17 protein-coding genes are annotated in these 18,332 nt (G+C 71.5%); 7 read left to right on the top strand and 10 right to left on the bottom strand.

Annotation, left to right across the window (positions count from 1 at the left end; genetic code table 11):
- Positions 1–16: 16 nt before the first annotated feature.
- Together OG210_RS25870 and OG210_RS25875 are read right to left on the bottom strand one after the other, a co-directional pair.
- Positions 17–1,426 (bottom strand): metallopeptidase TldD-related protein, encoded by a 1,410-nt coding sequence (locus OG210_RS25870; protein WP_371538883.1) that lies wholly within the window; start codon positions 1,424–1,426, stop codon positions 17–19.
- A gap of 64 nt (positions 1,427–1,490) precedes the next feature.
- Positions 1,491–3,047 (bottom strand): TldD/PmbA family protein, encoded by a 1,557-nt coding sequence (locus OG210_RS25875; protein ID WP_328325269.1) that lies wholly within the window; start codon positions 3,045–3,047, stop codon positions 1,491–1,493.
- 185 nt (positions 3,048–3,232) lie between these two features.
- On the opposite strand from OG210_RS25875, the gene fabG reads away from it, so the two are divergent.
- Together fabG and fabI are read left to right on the top strand one after the other, a co-directional pair.
- Complete coding sequence (gene fabG, locus OG210_RS25880; RefSeq protein ID WP_266858342.1) at positions 3,233–3,949, top strand: 3-oxoacyl-[acyl-carrier-protein] reductase; 717 nt, start codon at positions 3,233–3,235, stop codon at positions 3,947–3,949.
- Positions 3,950–3,953: 4 nt separating this feature from the next.
- Positions 3,954–4,721, top strand: a complete 768-nt coding sequence (gene fabI / locus OG210_RS25885; RefSeq protein ID WP_328325267.1) for an enoyl-ACP reductase FabI — start codon at positions 3,954–3,956, stop codon at positions 4,719–4,721.
- 25 nt (positions 4,722–4,746) lie between these two features.
- On the opposite strand, the gene OG210_RS25890 is transcribed toward fabI, so the two are convergent.
- From OG210_RS25890 to OG210_RS25920, 7 genes are all read right to left on the bottom strand, one after another.
- The gene (locus tag OG210_RS25890) at positions 4,747–6,138 is read right to left on the bottom strand and encodes a UbiD family decarboxylase (RefSeq protein ID WP_328325264.1); all 1,392 of its coding nucleotides are present in this window, start codon (positions 6,136–6,138) and stop codon (positions 4,747–4,749) included.
- Complete coding sequence (locus tag OG210_RS25895) at positions 6,128–6,868, bottom strand: hypothetical protein (protein ID WP_328325262.1); 741 nt, start codon at positions 6,866–6,868, stop codon at positions 6,128–6,130. Before OG210_RS25895 ends, OG210_RS25890 begins: the two co-directional genes overlap by 11 nt.
- Positions 6,869–7,004: 136 nt before the next feature.
- Positions 7,005–7,940: an amidohydrolase family protein gene (locus OG210_RS25900; protein WP_328325260.1), complete on the bottom strand. Its 936-nt coding sequence runs from the start codon at positions 7,938–7,940 to the stop codon at positions 7,005–7,007.
- Between the two features lie 82 nt (positions 7,941–8,022).
- The gene (locus OG210_RS25905; RefSeq protein ID WP_371538890.1) at positions 8,023–10,296 is read right to left on the bottom strand and encodes a molybdopterin cofactor-binding domain-containing protein; all 2,274 of its coding nucleotides are present in this window, start codon (positions 10,294–10,296) and stop codon (positions 8,023–8,025) included.
- Positions 10,297–10,402: 106 nt separating this feature from the next.
- Positions 10,403–11,128 (bottom strand): GntR family transcriptional regulator, encoded by a 726-nt coding sequence (locus OG210_RS25910; protein WP_371538892.1) that lies wholly within the window; start codon positions 11,126–11,128, stop codon positions 10,403–10,405.
- Between the two features lie 67 nt (positions 11,129–11,195).
- Positions 11,196–12,731, bottom strand: coding sequence for a nucleobase:cation symporter-2 family protein (locus OG210_RS25915; protein ID WP_371538895.1), 1,536 nt, complete (start codon positions 12,729–12,731; stop codon positions 11,196–11,198).
- A gap of 104 nt (positions 12,732–12,835) precedes the next feature.
- The gene (locus tag OG210_RS25920) at positions 12,836–14,227 is read right to left on the bottom strand and encodes an amidohydrolase family protein (RefSeq protein ID WP_328325251.1); all 1,392 of its coding nucleotides are present in this window, start codon (positions 14,225–14,227) and stop codon (positions 12,836–12,838) included.
- Positions 14,228–14,428: 201 nt separating this feature from the next.
- Between OG210_RS25920 and OG210_RS25925 the strand changes: the two genes are divergently transcribed.
- Complete coding sequence (locus OG210_RS25925; RefSeq protein ID WP_328325249.1) at positions 14,429–14,758, top strand: hypothetical protein; 330 nt, start codon at positions 14,429–14,431, stop codon at positions 14,756–14,758.
- Between the two features lie 91 nt (positions 14,759–14,849).
- On the opposite strand, the gene OG210_RS25930 is transcribed toward OG210_RS25925, so the two are convergent.
- Positions 14,850–15,527, bottom strand: a complete 678-nt coding sequence (locus tag OG210_RS25930; RefSeq protein ID WP_328325247.1) for a FadR/GntR family transcriptional regulator — start codon at positions 15,525–15,527, stop codon at positions 14,850–14,852.
- A gap of 91 nt (positions 15,528–15,618) precedes the next feature.
- Between OG210_RS25930 and OG210_RS25935 the strand changes: the two genes are divergently transcribed.
- The 4 genes from OG210_RS25935 to OG210_RS25950 all read left to right on the top strand — a co-directional run bounded on the left by OG210_RS25935 (position 15,619) and on the right by OG210_RS25950 (position 18,205).
- Entirely contained in the window at positions 15,619–16,980 is a 1,362-nt protein-coding gene (locus OG210_RS25935; RefSeq protein ID WP_371538898.1) for a CynX/NimT family MFS transporter, read from the top strand.
- A 17-nt stretch (positions 16,981–16,997) separates the two neighbouring features.
- Positions 16,998–17,114, top strand: a complete 117-nt coding sequence (locus OG210_RS25940; protein ID WP_327298391.1) for an SGM_5486 family transporter-associated protein — start codon at positions 16,998–17,000, stop codon at positions 17,112–17,114.
- Between the two features lie 227 nt (positions 17,115–17,341).
- A complete protein-coding gene (locus tag OG210_RS25945; protein WP_328325243.1) occupies positions 17,342–17,554 on the top strand; it encodes a hypothetical protein in 213 nt (70 codons plus the stop codon).
- Positions 17,555–17,653: 99 nt separating this feature from the next.
- Positions 17,654–18,205 (top strand): histidine phosphatase family protein, encoded by a 552-nt coding sequence (locus tag OG210_RS25950; RefSeq protein ID WP_328325241.1) that lies wholly within the window; start codon positions 17,654–17,656, stop codon positions 18,203–18,205.
- The last annotated feature ends 127 nt before the right edge of the window (positions 18,206–18,332 follow it).

Consider the following 18,332-nt stretch of genomic DNA (forward strand, 5'->3'; position numbering starts at 1 on the left):
AAGTACGTCCCAGAGGTTATACGCCCTGGCTGACGGAACTCATATTGAAATCCGGGATGCGCAGGGCGGGCATCGCGGCGCGGGTGAACCAGTCGCCCCACTCGCGCGGCAGCGTCCGCTCCGTACGCCCGGCCTCGGTGGCCCGGGAGAGCAGATCGACCGGCGACTCGTTGAAGCGGAAGTTGTTCACCTCGCCGGTGACCTCGCCGTTCTCCACGAGGTAGACGCCGTCCCTGGTCAGCCCGGTCAGCAGCAGGGTGGCCGGGTCGACCTCCCTGATGTACCAGAGGCAGGTCAGCAGCAGGGCGGGCCCGTCGTGCCCCGACGCGGCCACCATCTCGTCGAGCGAGCGCTCCCCGCCGCCCTCCAGGATCAGATTGCTGATGGGGGGCGCCACCGGGAGGCCGGTCAGCTCCGCGCTGTGCCGGGTGGTGACCAGGTTCTCAAGCCGGCCGTCACGCACCCAGTCCGTACGGGAAAGCGGCAGGCCGTTGTCGAAGACCGACGAGTCGTCGCCCGATGAGTGCGCGAGGACGAAGGGCGCCGACTCCAGACCGGGCTCGGCCGGATCGCTGCGCAGGGTCAGCGGAAGCGCGGAGAGCCGGTCGCCGAGCCGGGTCCCGCCGCCGGGCCGGGAGAAGACCGTACGGCCCTCCGCCGCGTCCCGGGCGGCCGACGACCAGAACTGGTAGATCAGCAGATCGGCCACCGCGGTCGGCGGCAGCAGCGTCTCGTACCGCCCGGCGGGCAGCGCCACCCTGCGCTCGGCCCAGCGCAGCCGCTGCGCCAGCTCGGCGTCCAGCGCGGCCGGGTCGACGTCGCTGAAGTCCCGCGTGGCCCGGCCCGCCCAGGCGGAGCGGGACCGGTCGGGGGACTTGGCGTTCAGCTCCAGCGTGCCGTTCGGCTGGTCGTGGCGCAGCCGCAGACCGGTGGACGTACCGAGGTAGCTGGAGGTCATCTCATGGCTGGCGAAGCCGTACAGTTCGCGCCCGCCGGAGCGCGCGCGGGCGAAGGACTCGCCCAGCGCCGGCGCGAAGGCGTCGAAGACCGCCGAGGTGGTCTCGGCGGGCGCATCCCTGAAGCCGGCGGACTCGGGCACTCCGGTGACCAGCGGCCGGGCGTCCTCGGCGGGGGAGCCGTCGCGAGCGGCCGCCTCGGCGGCCCGGACCAGCGGTTCGAGATCCGCCGCGGTCACCGCCGACCGGGAGACGACACCGGACGCGGTGCCCTCCTTGCCGTCCACGGTCGCGATGACGGTCAGGGTCCGGCCGCGGGTCACACCGTTGGTCGTCAGCGCGTTCCCCGCCCAGCGCAGATTGGCGCTCGACTGCTCGTCGGCGATGACGGCGCAGCCGTCCGCGGTGGACAGGGCGAGGGCCCGCTCGGCGATCTCGTGCGGCCTGCTGGTGCGGTTCGACGGGGTCATCGCCCGGCCTCCTGCGTCGTGTGAGGACTGTGCGTGCCCGGGGCGGTGCCTGCGTGTACGGGACTCAACGCCCGGCCTCCTGCGTCGTATTGAGGATGTTCACACCCCGGAAGAGGGCGGACGGGCAGCCGTGCGAGACCGCCGCGACCTGGCCCGGCTGGGCCTTGCCGCAGTTGAAGGCGCCGCCCAGTACGTATGTCTGCGGGCCGCCGACCTTCTCCATCGAGCCCCAGAAGTCCGTGGTCGTCGCCTGGTAGGCGACGTCCCGCAGCTGCCCGGCGAGTTGCCCATTCTTGATGCGATATGCCCGCTGTTGGGTGAATTGGAAGTTGTACCGCTGCATGTCGATGGACCACGACCGGTCGCCCACCACATAGATCCCCCGCTCGACGCCACCGATCAGGTCCTCCGTGGAGAGCCCGCCCGGATCCGGCTTGAGCGACACATTGGCCATCCGCTGCACCGGTACATGCCCCGGCGAATCCGCGTACGCGCACCCGTTGGACCGGCCGAGCCCCGTCAGCTTCGCGATCCTGCGGTCCAGCTGGTACCCGACCAGGGTGCCGTCCTTGATCAGATCCCAGGACTGCGCCTCCACCCCCTCGTCGTCGAACCCGACCGTGGCCAGGCCGTGTTCGGCGGTCCTGTCGCCCGTCACGTTCATCACGGGGGAGCCGTACGCCAACGTGCCGAGCTGGTCGAATGTGGCGAAGGAGGTCCCGGCGTACGCTGCCTCGTACCCCAGCGCCCGGTCCAGCTCGGTGGCGTGCCCGACCGACTCGTGGATGGTCAGCCAGAGATTGGACGGGTCCACCACCAGGTCGTACGCCCCGGCCTCGACACTCGGCGCCCGCATCTTCTCGGCGAGCAGCTCCGGGATCCGCTCCAGCTCGGCGTCCCAGTCCCAGCCCGTGCCGGTCAGGTACTCCCAGCCGCGCCCGGCCGGCGGCGCGAGGGTGCGCATCGAGTCGAACTCACCGGTGTCCGAGTCCACCGCCACCGCGGTGAGCTGCGGATGGAGCCTGACCCGCTGCTGGGTGGTGACGGTGCCTGCGGTGTCCGCGTAGAACTTGTTCTCCAGGACGGTCATCAGCGAGGCGTCCGCATGGGCGACGCCGTCAGCCCGCAGCAGCCGCGCCGACCAGTCGGCCAGCAGCCCGGTCTTCTCGTCGGCGGGTACGGAGAAGGGGTCGGTCTCGTACGAGGAGATCCAGGTCCGGTCCGGGTGCACCGGCTCGTCCGCCAGCTCCACCCTCCCCCACTGCCCGAAAGGCGTGGGAGGTGCCCCCACGTCGGACCCGGCGGCCCTGATGACCTTGGCGGAGAGCTTCGCCATCGCGACCGCCTGCCCGGCCACCCGCGCCGCCGCGTCCATCGACAGGTCGACACCGGACGCGAACCCCCAGCTTCCGCCGTGCACGACCCGTACGGCGTACCCGAGATCCGTGGTGTCCGTGGAGCCCGCGGGCCTGGCGTCCCGCAGCCGCCAGGTCGCGCTGCGGACGCGCTCGAAGCGGAAGTCGGCGTGGTCGGCACCGAGCGCGCGGGCGCGTGCGAGCGCCGCGTCGGCGAGGGCGCGCAGCGGCAGCGCCGTGAAGGCTGCGTCGATCGAATGTGGCACGGAGGTCTCCTGTCGTCACGACCGGTCGTCCGCATCATGTCGCGCCGACGCGTCCCACTGCCAGATGCTTTCTGTAGGGACCCGACAGGGACCGCCACGCGGCGCTGTCGGAGGCCGATTCCTCCGAAGTGGGGCCGGACCGATAGTTTGCGTGAGTACCACACAGCTATCGAAAGGGTGATCCGTTGAGCCGCTCGGTTCTCGTCACCGGAGGAAACCGGGGCATCGGCCTTGCCATCGCCCGCGCTTTCGCAGACGCAGGCGACAAGGTCGCGATCACGTACCGCTCCGGCGAGCCGGCCGCGCTTGCCGAACAGGGGTTCCTGGCCGTCAAGTGCGACATCACCGACACCGAGCAGGTGGAGCAGGCCTACAAGGAGATCGAGGAGAAGCACGGTCCCGTGGAGGTGCTGGTCGCCAACGCCGGTGTCACCAAGGACCAGTTGCTGATGCGGATGTCCGAGGACGACTTCACCGCCGTACTCGACACCAACCTCACCGGCACCTTCCGGGTCGTGAAGCGGGCCAACCGCGCGATGCTGCGCGCCAAGAAGGGCCGCGTCGTCCTCATCTCGTCGGTCGTCGGTCTGCTCGGCTCCGCCGGACAGGCGAACTATGCCGCGTCCAAGGCCGGCCTGGTGGGCTTCGCGCGCTCCCTCGCCCGTGAGCTCGGCTCCCGCAACATCACTTTCAACGTAGTCGCACCCGGTTTCGTCGACACCGACATGACCAAGGTGCTCACCGACGAGCAGCGCGCGGGCATCGTCTCGCAGGTGCCGCTCGGCCGGTACGCGCAGCCGGAGGAGATCGCCGCCACGGTGCGGTTCCTCGCCTCCGACGACGCGTCGTACATCACTGGAGCCGTCATCCCCGTTGACGGCGGATTGGGCATGGGTCACTGATCACATGAGCGGAATTCTCGACGGCAAGCGCATCCTCATCACGGGTGTGCTGATGGAGTCCTCCATCGCCTTCCACGCCGCCAAGGTGGCTCAGGAGCAGGGCGCCGAGGTCATCCTGACCGCCTTCCCGCGGCCCACGCTCACCGAGCGCATCGCCAAGAAGCTGCCCAAGCCCGTCAAGGTCATCGAGCTGGACGTCACCAGCACCGAGCACCTCGACCGGCTCGCGGACCTGGTCCGCGACGAGCTCGGCTCGCTGGACGGGGTCGTGCACTCCATCGGCTTCGCGCCGCAGGACGCCATGGGCGGCAACTTCCTCAACACCCCGTACGAGTCGGTCTCCACCGCCATGCACGTCTCGGCGTTCTCGCTGAAGTCGCTGGCCATGGCCTGCCTGCCGCTGATGAGCGAGGGCGGCTCGGTCGTCGGGCTGACCTTCGACGCCCAGTACGCCTGGCCGCAGTACGACTGGATGGGCCCGGCCAAGGCCGCGCTGGAGGCGACATCCCGCTACCTCGCCCGTGACCTGGGCAAGCAGGACATCCGCTGCAACCTGATCTCCGCGGGCCCCATCGGCTCGATGGCCGCGAAGTCCATCCCGGGCTTCTCGGATCTGGCGGACGTCTGGAACCACCGCTCCCCGCTCGCCTGGGACATGGCCGACCCCGAGCCGGCCGGCCGCGGCATCGTCGCGCTCCTCTCGGACTTCTTCCCGAAGACCACCGGCGAGATCATCCACGTCGACGGCGGCGTGCACATGATGGGCGCCTGACCGCCCGTACCGGTCAGTGGGCCGCTCAGGAGGCCGCGCGTCCGTCGAGCAGACGGCGCGCGGCCTCCGCGCGTCCGGGGGCGACCTCGATCCGTACCCCGTCGAAGTCCGGGCCGCGGGTCGCGTCCAGGGCCATCCGGGACGTCGTGCCGTCCGCCGTGGACGACGGGTCCAGGGGGCTGCCGGGCAGACCGCCGACCCGGAAGACATCCCGGTGCGGCTGGAGGTGGGTGGCCATCGCCCACAGCACCTGCGAGTCCTGTGTGATGTCGACGTCCTCGTCGACCGCGACCACTGTCTTGAGGTACGGGTCCCAGCCGAGCAGTCCCAGCATGATCTGCCGGGCCTGACCGGGACGGCTGGGGCGCATCGCCACATACGCGTGGAAGTGCGTGCCCGATGTCGGATAGTGCAGCGCGGTCACCTCGGGGAAGCGCTCCATCAGCTTCTGCGCCATCTCCGACTCGCGCGGCACCCGCGCCAGGTTGAGGTGCTCGGCGGTGCTGCCGCCCACCACGTCCAGGAGCAGCGCGTCCCGGCGCCGCAGAACCGTCTCGACGGTCAGTACGTTGTGGGTCGAGCGGTCCGACGAGTATCCGGAGAACTCACCGAAGGGCCCCTCGTCGGCCCGGCGGTCCGGATCGATGAACCCCTCGAGGACCGTCTCGGCGCTCGCCGGAACCCGTATCCCGTACTTCGGGGTGCGCACCACGTCCAGGGGCGCCCCGAACAGGCCGCCCGCCACGCACCGTTCGTCGGTGTCCGCGCCCACCCGGGCGGACGCCGCCAGCATGAACAGCGGGTGCGCGCCGACGACCATGGCCACCGGGAGCCGTTCGCCGTGCTCCTGCGCCAGCCGCAGCAGCTGCCACAGGTGGCCGCGCGAGTGGAGGCTGGTGGCCAGTTCGCCCGGGCCGTGCACCATCGCGCGGTGGTAGCTGAGATTGCCCGAGCGGCCTTCGGCGTACGCGGGCGCCTCCGCCGCGATGATGCCGTTCGTGATGTACGGGCCCCGGTCCGACGCGAAGTGCCGGATCATCGGGAGCGCGCCGAGGTCCGGTTCCGTCACCACGTCGAGCACCGGGCCCTCCGGCACCACCCGCGGCTCGCAGCGGCGGGCCGACGCCGTCTGGTACGCGCGGTGCAGCCCGGCCGTCCCCGTGCCGAGCAGGCGGGCGATGCGGCGCCGCGAGGCGAACACATTGGTGACCAGGGGAGTGCCGAGCCCCGCGACGTTCCGGCAGACCACCAGCTCGTCCCGGCCGCGCGCGGCCAGCTCCAGGACGAGCGCGGCCACGTCCTCGCCCTCGATCCGCTCGTCCACGGTGAGCACGTCGTCGGGGTGGTCTGCCGTGTACCGGGCGAGGAAGTCGCGCAGGTCCTGGGAGGCCGGGGGCGGCGCCGCTTCAGTGGTCACAGCAGATCCCCGCGTGCTGCTCGACCGAGAACAGCTCGCCCCACTCGGGAGCGCCGACCGTCAGCCCCAGCAGATCGAGCCCGGTCCTGATCGCCACCCGGGCGCCGTCGAACACCGGCTTGCCCAGCTCCCGTTCCAGCAGCGCCGCGACGGGCGCGACCGGCAGCTCCGTACCCGTCACCACCAGGCACTGGGCGTCCGGCGAGTCGGCGCCCGCCAGCAGTCTCCGTACCCGCGAAACCGGCAGTCCCGCGGCCTCCCGCGCCGTGGAAAGCCCGAGCGCGGTCACCGAGACCACCCTGAATCCGGCCGCCAGATAGGTGTCGGCGAGCCGCCCCGCGACCTGTTCGGAGCCCGGTGAGACCAGCGCGAGCGAGGCCAGGCCCCGGCGGGCGAGCAGATCGAGCTGGCCCAGCGTGACGGTCGACGCGGGGACACCTGCCACCTCCTCGATCCGGCGCGCCACCGCCCGCCCGTGCGCCGCGCCGTGCAGATCGCTCGAACTGCCGCTCCAGACCACGGCGTCGGCGCCCGCATCGGCCAGCAGCGCGGCCGAGCGGGTGAGTTCAGCGGACTGCGAGGGCGCGATCGCCGGCCCGTACAGCACGTCGGGCAGGGCGGTGCGGGCGACCGGATGGGCGGCCTCGATGGAGACGGAGCGGCAGATCTGGCCCGACCAGCGCTCGATGCCGATGGAGGGGGAGGGGACGAGATGACCGATGCGCCGCATGGCGTCACCTGCTTCCGTACCGGGGACGCCGGGACACCGCGCCCGTGGTGGATGTGCGCCCGTGCTGGACGGCGGAGGAGGGACGGCCCGCTCCTGCGAGGAGGGGCGGGCCGGCCCGGGGGCGGAGCCGCTGCCCTCAGACGCGCGACGAACCGGCCGCGTCCAGCGAGGCGTAGGTGTCCTTGAGGCGCAGCCGCGCCTCCTCCTGGTCGCGCGGCGGGGGAGTGGGTTTCAGGCCCAGCAGCTTCGCCACGTTGTTGCCGAGATACCCCTCCAGGTGCTCCTCGGAGAGGTTCATGCCCTGGGGCGGCGGGCCGCAGAGGACCTCCAGCTCCCGGGCCCACATGCCCGGTTCGTTGGGCGGCGAGTCCGTACCGAAGACCAGCTGGTGCTTCTCCATCTGCTGGGCGAACTCCACGATCCGCGACTGGAGCAGCCACCCCGACTCGCCGTACACGTTGGGCGAGTCGAGGATCATGTAGAGCGCCTCGAAGCAGTAGACGCCGCCGGTCTGCACGCCGAAGTGCCCAAGGATGAAGTTGACGTTCGGGAACTCACGGATGATCGGGTAGAACTGCGTCGGGATCGAGTACGGCCCGTCGCCGGTGTGGATCAGGACGAGGACGCCGAGCTCGTCACAGACCCGCAGCACCGGGCGGAGCCAGTCGAGCGCCCGGTCGGGCCGGTAGGCATGCATGTTGGCATGCAGCTTGAGCATCTTGTAGCCGTACTCCTTGACGTGGAACGCCAGCTCCTTCGCGCCGTTCTCCGGCCCGAAGCGCGGGTTGTACATGAAGTTCCCGATGAAGCGGTCGGGGTACGTCGTCACCAGCTCGGTGATGTACGCCATGTAGTCGCGGATGCCCTCGCGGCCGCTGCGCATCCCGTCCTGCCAGACGCTGTTGCCGGGCGGGGGCATGATGCAGCCGTAGTCGATCCGGCGGGGCTTGCCGTTGATCAGGTACGGGCCGTCCATCATGGCCAGGGTCCGCTCACCGGTGAACGGCTCGCCGTCGTGCCGCCATGCCTGGTCCACGACGTTCGTGGGATGCATATGAGTGTCGATGATCAAGGTGCTGTTCCTTCCCTGCTGGTTCTGGTGATACGTACGCGGTGCGTGCAGAACCGTCGGGGGACCCGGGGGCGGGCCCGCATCACCTCCCTTCGCTGCCGGTGGGACCGCTGTCGTGCGGGCTGTTGCCGGTGAGGCCGCTGTGGATCAGGTCGCCGGGGCGTACCGGCACCCTGGCCAGTGCGAGGCCGGTCGCGTCGCGCAGCGCGTTGGCGATGGCCGGTGTCGACGACAGGGTCGGTGGCTCGCCCACCCCGTTCAGGCCGTACGGCGAGTCGGGGTGGGGCAGTTCGAGCAGCTCGATGGGGACCGACGGCATGTCCGCGATCGTCGGGATCAGATAGTCGGTGAAGGACGGATTGCGCACCGTGCCGTCCTGGACGTGCAGTTCCTCCATGAGCGCGAGCCCGAGGCCCTGGGCGCTGCCGCCCTCGATCTGCCCCTCGACGGCAAGGGGATTCATCGCCTTGCCGACATCCTGGGCGGTGGCCAGCTCGACCACCTTCACCAGTCCGAGTTCGGTGTCGACGTCCACCACCGCGCGGTGGGCGGCGAACGCGAAGGCGATGTGGGCGTCGCCCTGGCCGCGTTCGGGGTCGATCGGAAAGGTGCGGCGGTGGCGGTACTCGTACTCGGCCTCGACGGGCCCGTCCGCGAGCAGCACCTCCAGCGGCCCGTCCCCGCGCGCGGTCAGCTCCTCCCGTACGGCCTTGCAGGCGCCCTGCACCGCGCCGCCGCTCATCCAGCTGATCCGGGAAGCCGACGACGAACCCGCGTCGCCGGCCAGAGTGTCGGCGGGCAGCACCACCACCCGCTCGACGCCCAGCTCGGTCCTGGCGATCTGCGCCTGTACGGTCACGATGCCCTGGCCGCACTCGGCGGCGGCGGTGTGGATCTCGGCGACCGGCTCCCCGTTGGCCAGGGCGAGCCGGACCCGGGCCACCGAGCGGTCGTCGACCCCGCCCGAGAAGCCGATGGCCTTGACCCCGATGGCATAGCCGACCCCGCGCCTGACGCCCTCACCGTGCGTGGTGTTGTTCAGCCCGCCAGGCCGGGCGAACGCGCCCTCACCGGCGGGCGGCAGCGGCCGGGAGCGCAGCCGCTCAAGGAGCTCGGCGGCAGGCGCGGGACCGTCCACCGCCTGCCCGGTCGGCAGCACCGTCCCGGTCGTCATGGCGTTGCGGATGCGCAACTCCACCGGATCCATGCAGAGTTCGCGGGCCAGCCGGTCGAGGTTGGACTCCACGCCGTAACACGACTGCACCGCACCGAAGCCGCGCATCGCCCCACACGGCGGGTTGTTGGTGTAGACGCAGTAGCCGTCGATCTCGGCGTGCGGCACGTCGTAGGCGCCGGCCGCGAAGTACGAGCCGTTCGCTATGACCACCTGGGAGGTGGAGGTGTAGGCGCCGCCGTCGAAGAGCAGCCGCGCCCTGACGTACACGAGCTTCCCGTCGCGCGTCGCGCCGTGCTCGAAACGCATCCGGGCCGGGTGGCGGTGCACATGCCCGTAGAACGACTCCTCGCGGTTGTAACTCATCTTCACCGGACGGCCGGTGTGCAGCGCGAGCATCGCCGCGTGGATCTGCACCGAGACGTCCTCGCGTCCGCCGAAGGCCCCGCCGACGCCGGAGAGCGTCAGCCGCACCTTCTCCGGCGGCAGCCCGAGCGCCAGGCACATCTGGTGCTGGTCGTCGTGCAGCCACTGGGTCGACACATAGACATCGACACCGCCGTCATCCGCGGGTATCGCGAGGCCCGACTCGGGGCCCAGGAACGCCTGGTCCTGCATACCGACCTCGTACGTCCCCGACACGACCACATCGGCGAGCCGCCGGGCCTCGGCCATGTCACCGTGCCGGATGCGGACATGCCGTACGACATTGCCGGACTTCCCGTCGGCCCGCCGCTCGTGGACCAGCGGGCCCCCGCCGCGGACCGCTTGTTCGGGGTCGGTCAGCGGTTCGAGCACCTCGTACCCGACGTCGATCAGCCGCAGCGCGCGGCGGGCCGTCTCCGGGTGGTCGGCCGCCACCAGCGCCACCGGCTCGCCCTGGTAGCGGACCCGGTCGGCGGCCAGCACCGGCTGGTCGGCGACCTTCATCCCGTACAGCGGCCGGCCCGGCACATCCTCGTGCGTGAGCACCGCGACCACACCGGGCAGCCGGAGAGCGGCGGTGGTGTCGAGACGCACGATCCGCGCGCAGGGGTGCGGGCTGCGCAGCGTCGCGCCCCACACCATCGCGTCGTCGTGCAGATCGGACGCGTACGCGAAGGCCCCCTGGACCTTCAGCCGGCCGTCGGGCCGCAGAACGCTCTCGCCGACTCCCTGCCGGATGCCGGTGACGGTGCTCACGGACCATCACTTCCCTTCTGCTGTAGGGGATGTGGTGCGGGGGCGCCGCACGGGAGCCGCGGCGTGGACGACGGGTGCCGGGTCCTTCCGGCCCGGACGGCAGGCCCTACGAGTCGACCGGGTGTACGGGAGCGGGCCCGCCCTCCGTATGGTCGGGGCCCGGCGCCACCGCCTGCGACAGCCGGATCCGCAGCCGCCTGATGTGGTCGCGGGCCGCGAGCTCGGCCGCGTCCGGGTCGCCCGCCGTCATCGCCTCGAAGATCCGGCGGTGCTCCTCGACGGCGAGCCGGGGGGCCCGGGGGCTGCGCCACAGTGCGTGCAGCGCGAGGTGGGCCTTGCCCTGCACGGTGTCCAGGGCCGAGGTGAGATGGGCGTTGTCCGCGACCTCGCGGATGAGCCGGTGGTACGCCATGTCCATCTCGGTGTGCGCCTGTTCGTCGTCGCCCGCCGCCACGACCTGCTCATGCCGCTCCAGGAGGTCACGCAGTTCGGAGACCCTGGTGGCGTCGAGCCGCTCGGTGGCGAGCCGGGCGGCCAGCCCCTCCATCACCTCGCGGAGCACGTACAGCCGGCGCACGTCCTCGACGTCGACCGTGGCGACCACGGCGCCCCGGTGGGCGATGTGGGTGGCCAGGCCGTCGTGGATCAGACGCTGCACGGCCTCGCGGACCGGGCTGCGGCTGATGCCCAGCTGGGTGGCGAGCGCGGGCACGGAGAGCGCGTCGCCGGGGCGCAGCCGGTTGGCGAGCACCGCCCCCTTGAGCTCCTCGTAGGCCCGGTCGGCAAGCAGGCTTCCGGCCGCGACCGGGTTCACTGCTCTCTCCGTCGACATGCCCCAACTCCCTCTGCGACGCTCATGACCTTCATGAGGCTCATGACCTTCATGAGGCTTACGACGCTCATGACGCTTGCGGCGCCTCGTCCGATGTGCTGGGAATCCTGTTCTCCAGCTGTTCTTCATGTTGCATGTAATCTTCTGACGGGTCAATGGACCGTGCAGCCCTCTTCCGGTGTTGCGGCAGCCTGAGATGGTGGAAGAACAGGTTGAGCAGCACAGCCGTCAGCGTGCCGAGGATGATGCCGCTCTCGAAGAGTGCATGCAGTTGGCGGCCCGGCATCTGATCGGCGAACTGGGGGAACGCGGTCGGCAGGAAGCCGACGCCCACGCTCGCGGCGACCAGGATCGTGTTGCGCTGGTCGCCGAGGTCGGCCTGGACCAGGATCTGCACCCCGACCACGGCGATCGTGGAGAACAGCACGATCGTCGCGCCGCCCAGCACGGAGGCCGGCATCGCGGACACCACCGCGCCCACCTTCGGCACCACGCCCAGCACCATCATGATCACGCCGGACGCCGCGACGATCCACCGGCTCTTCACCCGGGTCAGTCCGATCAGTCCGATGTTCTGCGAATAGACCGTGCTGGGAAAGGAGTTGAGGAGCCCGGCGACCACGGTCGCGAGGCCGTCCGCGCGCAGCGCCCGGGTCACCTGCCTGCCGTCCACCTCGCGGCCGACGATCCGGCCCACCGCGAAGAACTGCCCGATGGACTCCACCGCGATGATGATCATGACCAGGACGATGGAGAGCACCGCGGTCGCCTCGAAACGCGGCGCCCCGTAATGCAGCGGGGCCGTGACGCCCAGCCAGGCGGAGCCGCCGATCCCCGAGAAGTCGGTCTCCCCGGCGAGCGCGGCCACCACCGTGCCCGCGACCAGGCCGAGCAGGACCGCCACCGTGGCCAGGAAGCCCCGGGAGAACTTGTGCAGCAGCAGGATCACCAGCAGGGTGACGCCCGCGAGGCCGAGATGGACCGGCGAGCCGAAGGTGTGCTGCGAGGGGTCCCCGCCGCCCACCTGCCGGGCCGCCACCGCGAGCAGGGTGATTCCGACGATGGTCACGATGGTGCCGGTGACCAGCGGCGGGAAGAACCTGACCAGCCTGCTGAACACCGGCGCGATCACGAAGAGCGCGAGTCCGGCGGCGATCACCGCCCCGAAGACGGTCGGCAGCCCGGCCTTCGCCCCGCCCGCGGCCAGGCCCACCGACACGAGCGAGGGCACCGCCGTCGTGGACGTGCCCTGCACCACCGGCAGCCGGATGCCGATCCCGGGCAGCCCCACGGACTGCAGCAGGGTGGCGAGACCGCAGGTCAGCAGGGAGGCGTTGACCAGCATCCCGATGTCATGGGCCGGCATCCCGATGCCCTGGGCGACCAGGAGCGGCATGACGACCGCGCCCGCGTAGAAGGCCAGCACGTGCTGGAGCCCGTAGACCGCCAGCCGCCAGAACGACGGCACCGCATCGACCGGATCCGGTCCGGGCGGCCCGGGCGGCTCGACGCCGCCCGGATCCACCGGGACCGGTGCCGGGGCCGGGTCCGGACCGGCCTCCCGGTGCCGGCGCGTACTGCCCTGAACTGCCTTGCGCGACATGTGCGTTCTCCCTCCACCCGCCCGACGGCGGGGGTTGTTCACTGCGCACGTACGGGGGCCGCGGACGGGCAGCCGACAGGGAAATCGGTCGGTCGGGGGTGTGGTCAGTGGTTCCAGGGGCGGGTCAGTCCTTCGAACCCGGCACGCGCCACGAGCTGTTCGGACCGCTCCTGCGCCTCGGCGAACAGCGCCTCCTCGTCCACCAGCAGGCAGCGGCCGTCCTCGAAGACGACCCGCCCGTCGACGACGGTCAGCTCCACGTCGGAGCCGCGCGACGCGTAGACGAGGGCGGAGACGGTGCGGTGCAGCGGCACCTGGTGCGGGCGGTCCACGGCGACCACGGCCAGATCCGCGGGGGCGCCGGCGGTCAGGACGCCGGCCCCCGTACCCGCATAGCGGGCGCCCTCCCGGGTGGCCAGCTCCAGCGCCTCCTCACAGCGCGCGGCGGCCGGGTCGAGGGTGTGCTGGCGCTGACCGAAGAGCGTCTGCTTCATCACCTCGAACATGTCCTGGCGGTGTCCGGCGCTGGGGCCGTCGGTGCCGAGCGCCACCACGGCGCCCGCCTCCCGCAGCTCGCGCAGCCGCATCACGCCCGAGGCCAGATAGGCGTTGGACACGGGGTTGTGGGCGACACCGGCCCGCCGCTCGCCGATCCGGCGGATCTCCGGTCCGTCCAGCCACACGGCGTGCGCGAGAGTGGTCCGCTCGTCGAGCAGCCCCTCGGCTGCCAGCCACTCGACCGGCCTGATGCCGTACGCCTCCAGATAGCTCTCCGGGTCCTTCGCCCCCTCGCTGCAGTGCGTATGCCAGCGCGTCCCGAACTCGGCGGCCAGCGCCGCCGCGCCCCTGACCAGGTCCTGGTCCACGTAGCTGAGGTTGAGGGGGGCCGGCCAGATCTCCACGGTGGAGCCGGGCGGCCGCCGCCGCATGCACTCCCGGGTGAGCTCCAGCTCCTCGGCGACGGAGTACCGGAAGAGTGCGGGAGGCAGCCCCCGCGCGACGGCCACCGGGGTCCGGTGCCCGATCATGCCGCGGGCCACCGCGCCGCGCAGCCCCGCCGATTCGACGGCCCCCGCCACCGCGAGCACGGTCTCCGGGTCGGTGGGCGCGTAGTGGTTGTCGATGACGGTGGTGATGCCCGAGCGGAGCGCTTCCACCGCGCCGAGAGCGGCGGCGGCCCTGGCGTCGTCGGGCGTCACGGCTATCGAGTACGGCCACATGAACTCGCACAGCCAGGGCCAGATGGAGAGCCCCTCGCCCAGTCCGCGGGCGAGGGACTGGAAGAGGTGGCTGTGCCCGTCGGTGAAGCCCGGGACGACGGCCCGGCCCCGGCAGTCGACCGTACGGGCCGCCTGCCACGCGGCATCGGTCTCCGCCGCCGGGCCCACCGCCGCGATGCGGTTCCCGGTGATGGCGACCGAGCCCGGTTCGTACACGGACCGCCGGCCGTCCACGGTCACCACCCGCCCGCCCGACAGCAGAAGATCGCACTCCATGGGGGCCTCCAGAAGCTCGTGGCAGCTACGGCATACTCAACATTGCATGTAACATATTCCGACCCCTGGGCATGTCAACCCTTCTCACGTCACTTCCCCCGCCCGCCCCGGCTGTCCTGCCCGACTCGTGGAACGGGGCGAACGACCGCAGACTGATCAGGCCGGGGCACTGCCCGGCTCTCCCGGGGAGGAGGCACGGGTATGCGTTCGATCCGCTACCGGACAGCGGTCCTGCTCGTGGCCTCGGCCGGAGTGGCGGGGCTCTCCGTCCCCACGAGCGTGCAGGCGGAGCCCGCCCCGTTCGGCGCCGGCTGCCTCATATCCGTCAGGGGCTCGCATACGACGGCCACCTGCCACAACAGATACGTCGGGACCGACCGGGTCGCCCTGCACGTCGAGTGCACCCGCTGGTGGGACATCGACATGGACAGCGCGCCGGTCGAGGTCGGCCCCGCGCAGAGCGTGCGGCTCACCGGCCGCTGCTGGAAGGAGATCGGCTCGGTCTGGGTGACGCACCAGCGGGCAGAGTGACGCCCACCGGCCGAATCCCCGCCGGCCGAACCCCCCACCGGCCGAACTTCCCGGGCCGGGTCCCTCAGGCTGCTCCCAGCGGCCGAACCTCTCAGGCAGAGGCCCCCAGGCAGTTGGTGAACGCGTGACGCGCCGCCTCGGCGGCCGCCAGGTCCCCGTCGCCGTTCCGGATCGCGTCGATCAGCCGGCTGTGGTCCATGTACCCCTCGGGCCGCAGCTCGCGCCCCACGTCGCCCCGGAGCCACTCGCGGAGCAGGTCGCCCAGGTCGGCGTAGAGCTCGGTCAGTACGTCGTTGTGCGAGGCGTTCACGATCGCCAGGTGCAGGGTCGCGTCGGCGGCCACGAACGCCTCCGCGTCACCTGCCTCCCAGGTCCGCTCCCGCTCGGCGAGCAGTGCCGTCAGCTGCTTCACGTCCCGCTCGGTGCGCCGTTCGGCGGCCAGCCGGGCGGCCGACGACTCCAGGGTCGAGCGCAGTTCCGCGACGTGCCGCGGGTCGGCCGCGGCGAACCGCCGGTGCATCACCCCGGCCAGCTCACTGGTGGCGACCACATAGGTGCCGGAGCCCTGGCGGATGTCCAGCAGCCCGTTGTGCGCGAGGGCGCGCACCGCTTCCCGGACGGTGTTGCGGGCCACCCCCAGCTGCTCGACCAGCTCGGGCTCGGTCGGGATGCGTGCGCCGACCGGCCACTCGCCCGAGGTGATCTGGTTCCGCAGTTCGGTGATCACCTGGTCGGCGAGTGCGGAACGCCGGGGAGAGTTCAGCGCCATGGTGCTCCTCGTTCGGGGTCGCGTCGGTCGGGTCACGCGGCGGGAAACCGGGATTGGACAACCAATCATCCCATGATTCTATGATGTCCTTATGCCAGACGACGAGACGAAGATCCTCGCCCCCGCTGCCGAGCCGCGTCCCGCTGCCGAGCCGCGTCCCGCTGCCGAGCCGCTTTCCGCGGCGGATGCCGCCCGCCCGCAGCCCGCCGCGTGGACCGTGAAACTGGTGATCGCCGGCATCGTTCTCGCCGCCGTCAACCTCCGGCCCGCCATCACGAGTCTCGGCGCGCTCCTCGAAGAGGTGCGGGACGGCCTCGGGATGAGCGGCAGCGTCGCCGGTGTCCTCACCTCCGTACCGCCGCTCTGCTTCGCCGTCTTCGGTGTCATGTCACCCCGGCTGGCCCGCCGCTTCGGGCCCGGCGCCGTCGTCTGCGCCGGGATGATGGCCATCACCGCGGGCCTGGTGATCCGGCCCTTCGCGGGCGGTACGGCCGGCTTCCTGGCCGCCAGCGCACTGGCCTTGATGGGCATCGCGGTGAGCAACGTGCTGATGCCGGTGATCGTCAAGCGGTACTTCCCGGACCGTGTCGGAACGATGACCGGGCTCTACTCGATGGCCCTCGCTCTGGGCACCGCCCTCGCCGCGGCCCTCACCGTGCCGCTGACCGACGGCCTCGGCGGCAGCTGGCGGCTGGGCCTCGGGGTGTGGGCGGTGCTGGCCGCCGTGGCCGTACTGCCCTGGATCGCGCTCATCAAGGACCACAGCGTCACGGCGGCGAACGGGGCGGACGAGGCGAGCACGACCGCCGTTGCGGCTTCGGGCACCGCTGACGTCGCCGGCACCGCGGACGCGGCCCGGCCGCAGGCACCCGCCCGCCGGATCACCAGCAGCCGCACCGCCTGGGCCCTGGCCTGCTTCTTCGGCCTCCAGGCCACCGCCGCGTACATCACCATGGGCTGGATGCCGCAGATCTTCCGCGACGCCGGGGTCTCGGCCGGCACGGCCGGGCTGCTGCTCGCCGTCACGATGGTGATGGGCGTGCCGCTCGCCTTCGTCATCCCGCGTCTGGCGAGCCGGATGAAGAACCAGGGCCCCATCGTCGTCGCCCTGGGAGCCTGCGGGCTCGTCGGCTACGCCGGTCTCTATCTGGCACCGGCCGGCGGTGCCTGGGTCTGGGCGCTGCTGCTCGGCATCTCCAACTGCTCGTTCCCGCTTGCCCTGACGATGATCGGGATGCGGTCGCGCAGCGGCGCCGGAGTGGTCAGGCTCTCCGCCTTCGCCCAGTCCACCGGCTATCTGATCTCCATCCCGGGACCGCTGCTCGTCGGTGTCCTCTACCAGCACAGCGGCGGCTGGGGCCTGCCCATCGCGCTGATGGCCGGGCTGATGGTGCCGCAGATCGCCGCCGGGATACTCGCCGGACGGGACCGGACGATCGAGGACGAATCCTGAGATGCGAGACTGACGTCATGCCAGTGCTCGAACCGAATCCCCAGAACGGTCAGAAGAAGCTCCTGCTCGTGCTCGGAGCCATGCTCGCGGTCACGGTGATCGTCGCGATCATCGCCACGCTCGCGTCGCCCTGACCCGTGCCCCTGCCCGACGCCCCGGCCTGATGCTCGGACCGATGCGCCGGCCCGATGCCTCGACCCCGTGTCCCGACCGGACGCCCACGGCCCGGCGGTGGTGCTAGCCCCACCGTCCCCTAGGGGGCCAGGCTCAGGGTGAAGTGGGTGGGTCACCGGATGGGAGAGCGTCCCCGTACTCCGTAGGTTCAGGTACATCAGCCACCGCGAACCTCATGGAGGCGGCCATGCCGGCCCGTCCGCACACCAACCGCCCCCACCAAGGCCCCGCGCAGAGCGGTATCGACGTGCGGCTGCCCTGGTGGGCCGTCGCCCTGCCCGCGCTGGCCTTCGCCGTTCTGCTGCTGCTGATCACCGCGCCCGGCCAGGCGCACGCGGACACCGGCGAGGCCACCGTCACGCACGTGCTGGAGCGGATCCAGCACAGTCTGCCGCGGTAGCGCTGCCCGGCCACCCTGGCCGGACACTGTTCACTCGTGCCGGGGGGAGCCTCCCAACCCCCTGCGCCCGATGGTCCGATCCGTGCGAAGCTGGATTGTATGAGCGCCGTTGTGTCATCCGGGGGTTCAGCCCCCGGAACCCCCGAGTCCCGCAGGATTGTCCTTCTCCGGCACGCGAAGGCCGACTGGCCCGAGGTGTCCGACCATGACCGGCCGCTCGCCGACCGCGGCCGGATGGATGCCGCCGCCGCCGGCAGCTGGCTCGCCTCCCAGGCGTTCCGTTTCGACCTGGCCCTCTGCTCGACCGCGGTCAGGACGCGCGAGACCTGGAAGCTGGCCGTCCAGGAACTGCCGGACCGGCCCCGGACCGTCTACGAGGAGCGGTTGTACGAAGCGTCCCTCGGCGAACTGCTCGCGCTGCTCAACGAGATCCCCGACGACGTCAGCGATGTGCTGGTCATCGGCCACAACCCCGGTACGCACGCACTCGCCGACGCGCTGTCGGGCAGTGCCGAGGGAGATGTGCTGGCCAGGATGAACCGCAGCGGGTTCCCGACCGCGGGAGTCGCCGTCATCGAGTTCACCGGCCCGTGGAAGTCCGTCGAGCACGGCGTGGGCAAACTGACTGCCTTCTGGTCGCCGCACGAGTAGAGACCGGGCAACGGCCTCCCCCGCGAGGGGCGGTGGAGGCCGTACGCACGAGTACGCAAGTCACGAGCACTTAAGTACGCCGCCCCGCCTGCCACGTACGGCAGGCGGGGCGGCGGTGCTTCGGGGC

Source organism: Streptomyces sp. NBC_00466 (assembly GCF_041433995.1).
Classification (GTDB): domain Bacteria; phylum Actinomycetota; class Actinomycetes; order Streptomycetales; family Streptomycetaceae; genus Streptomyces.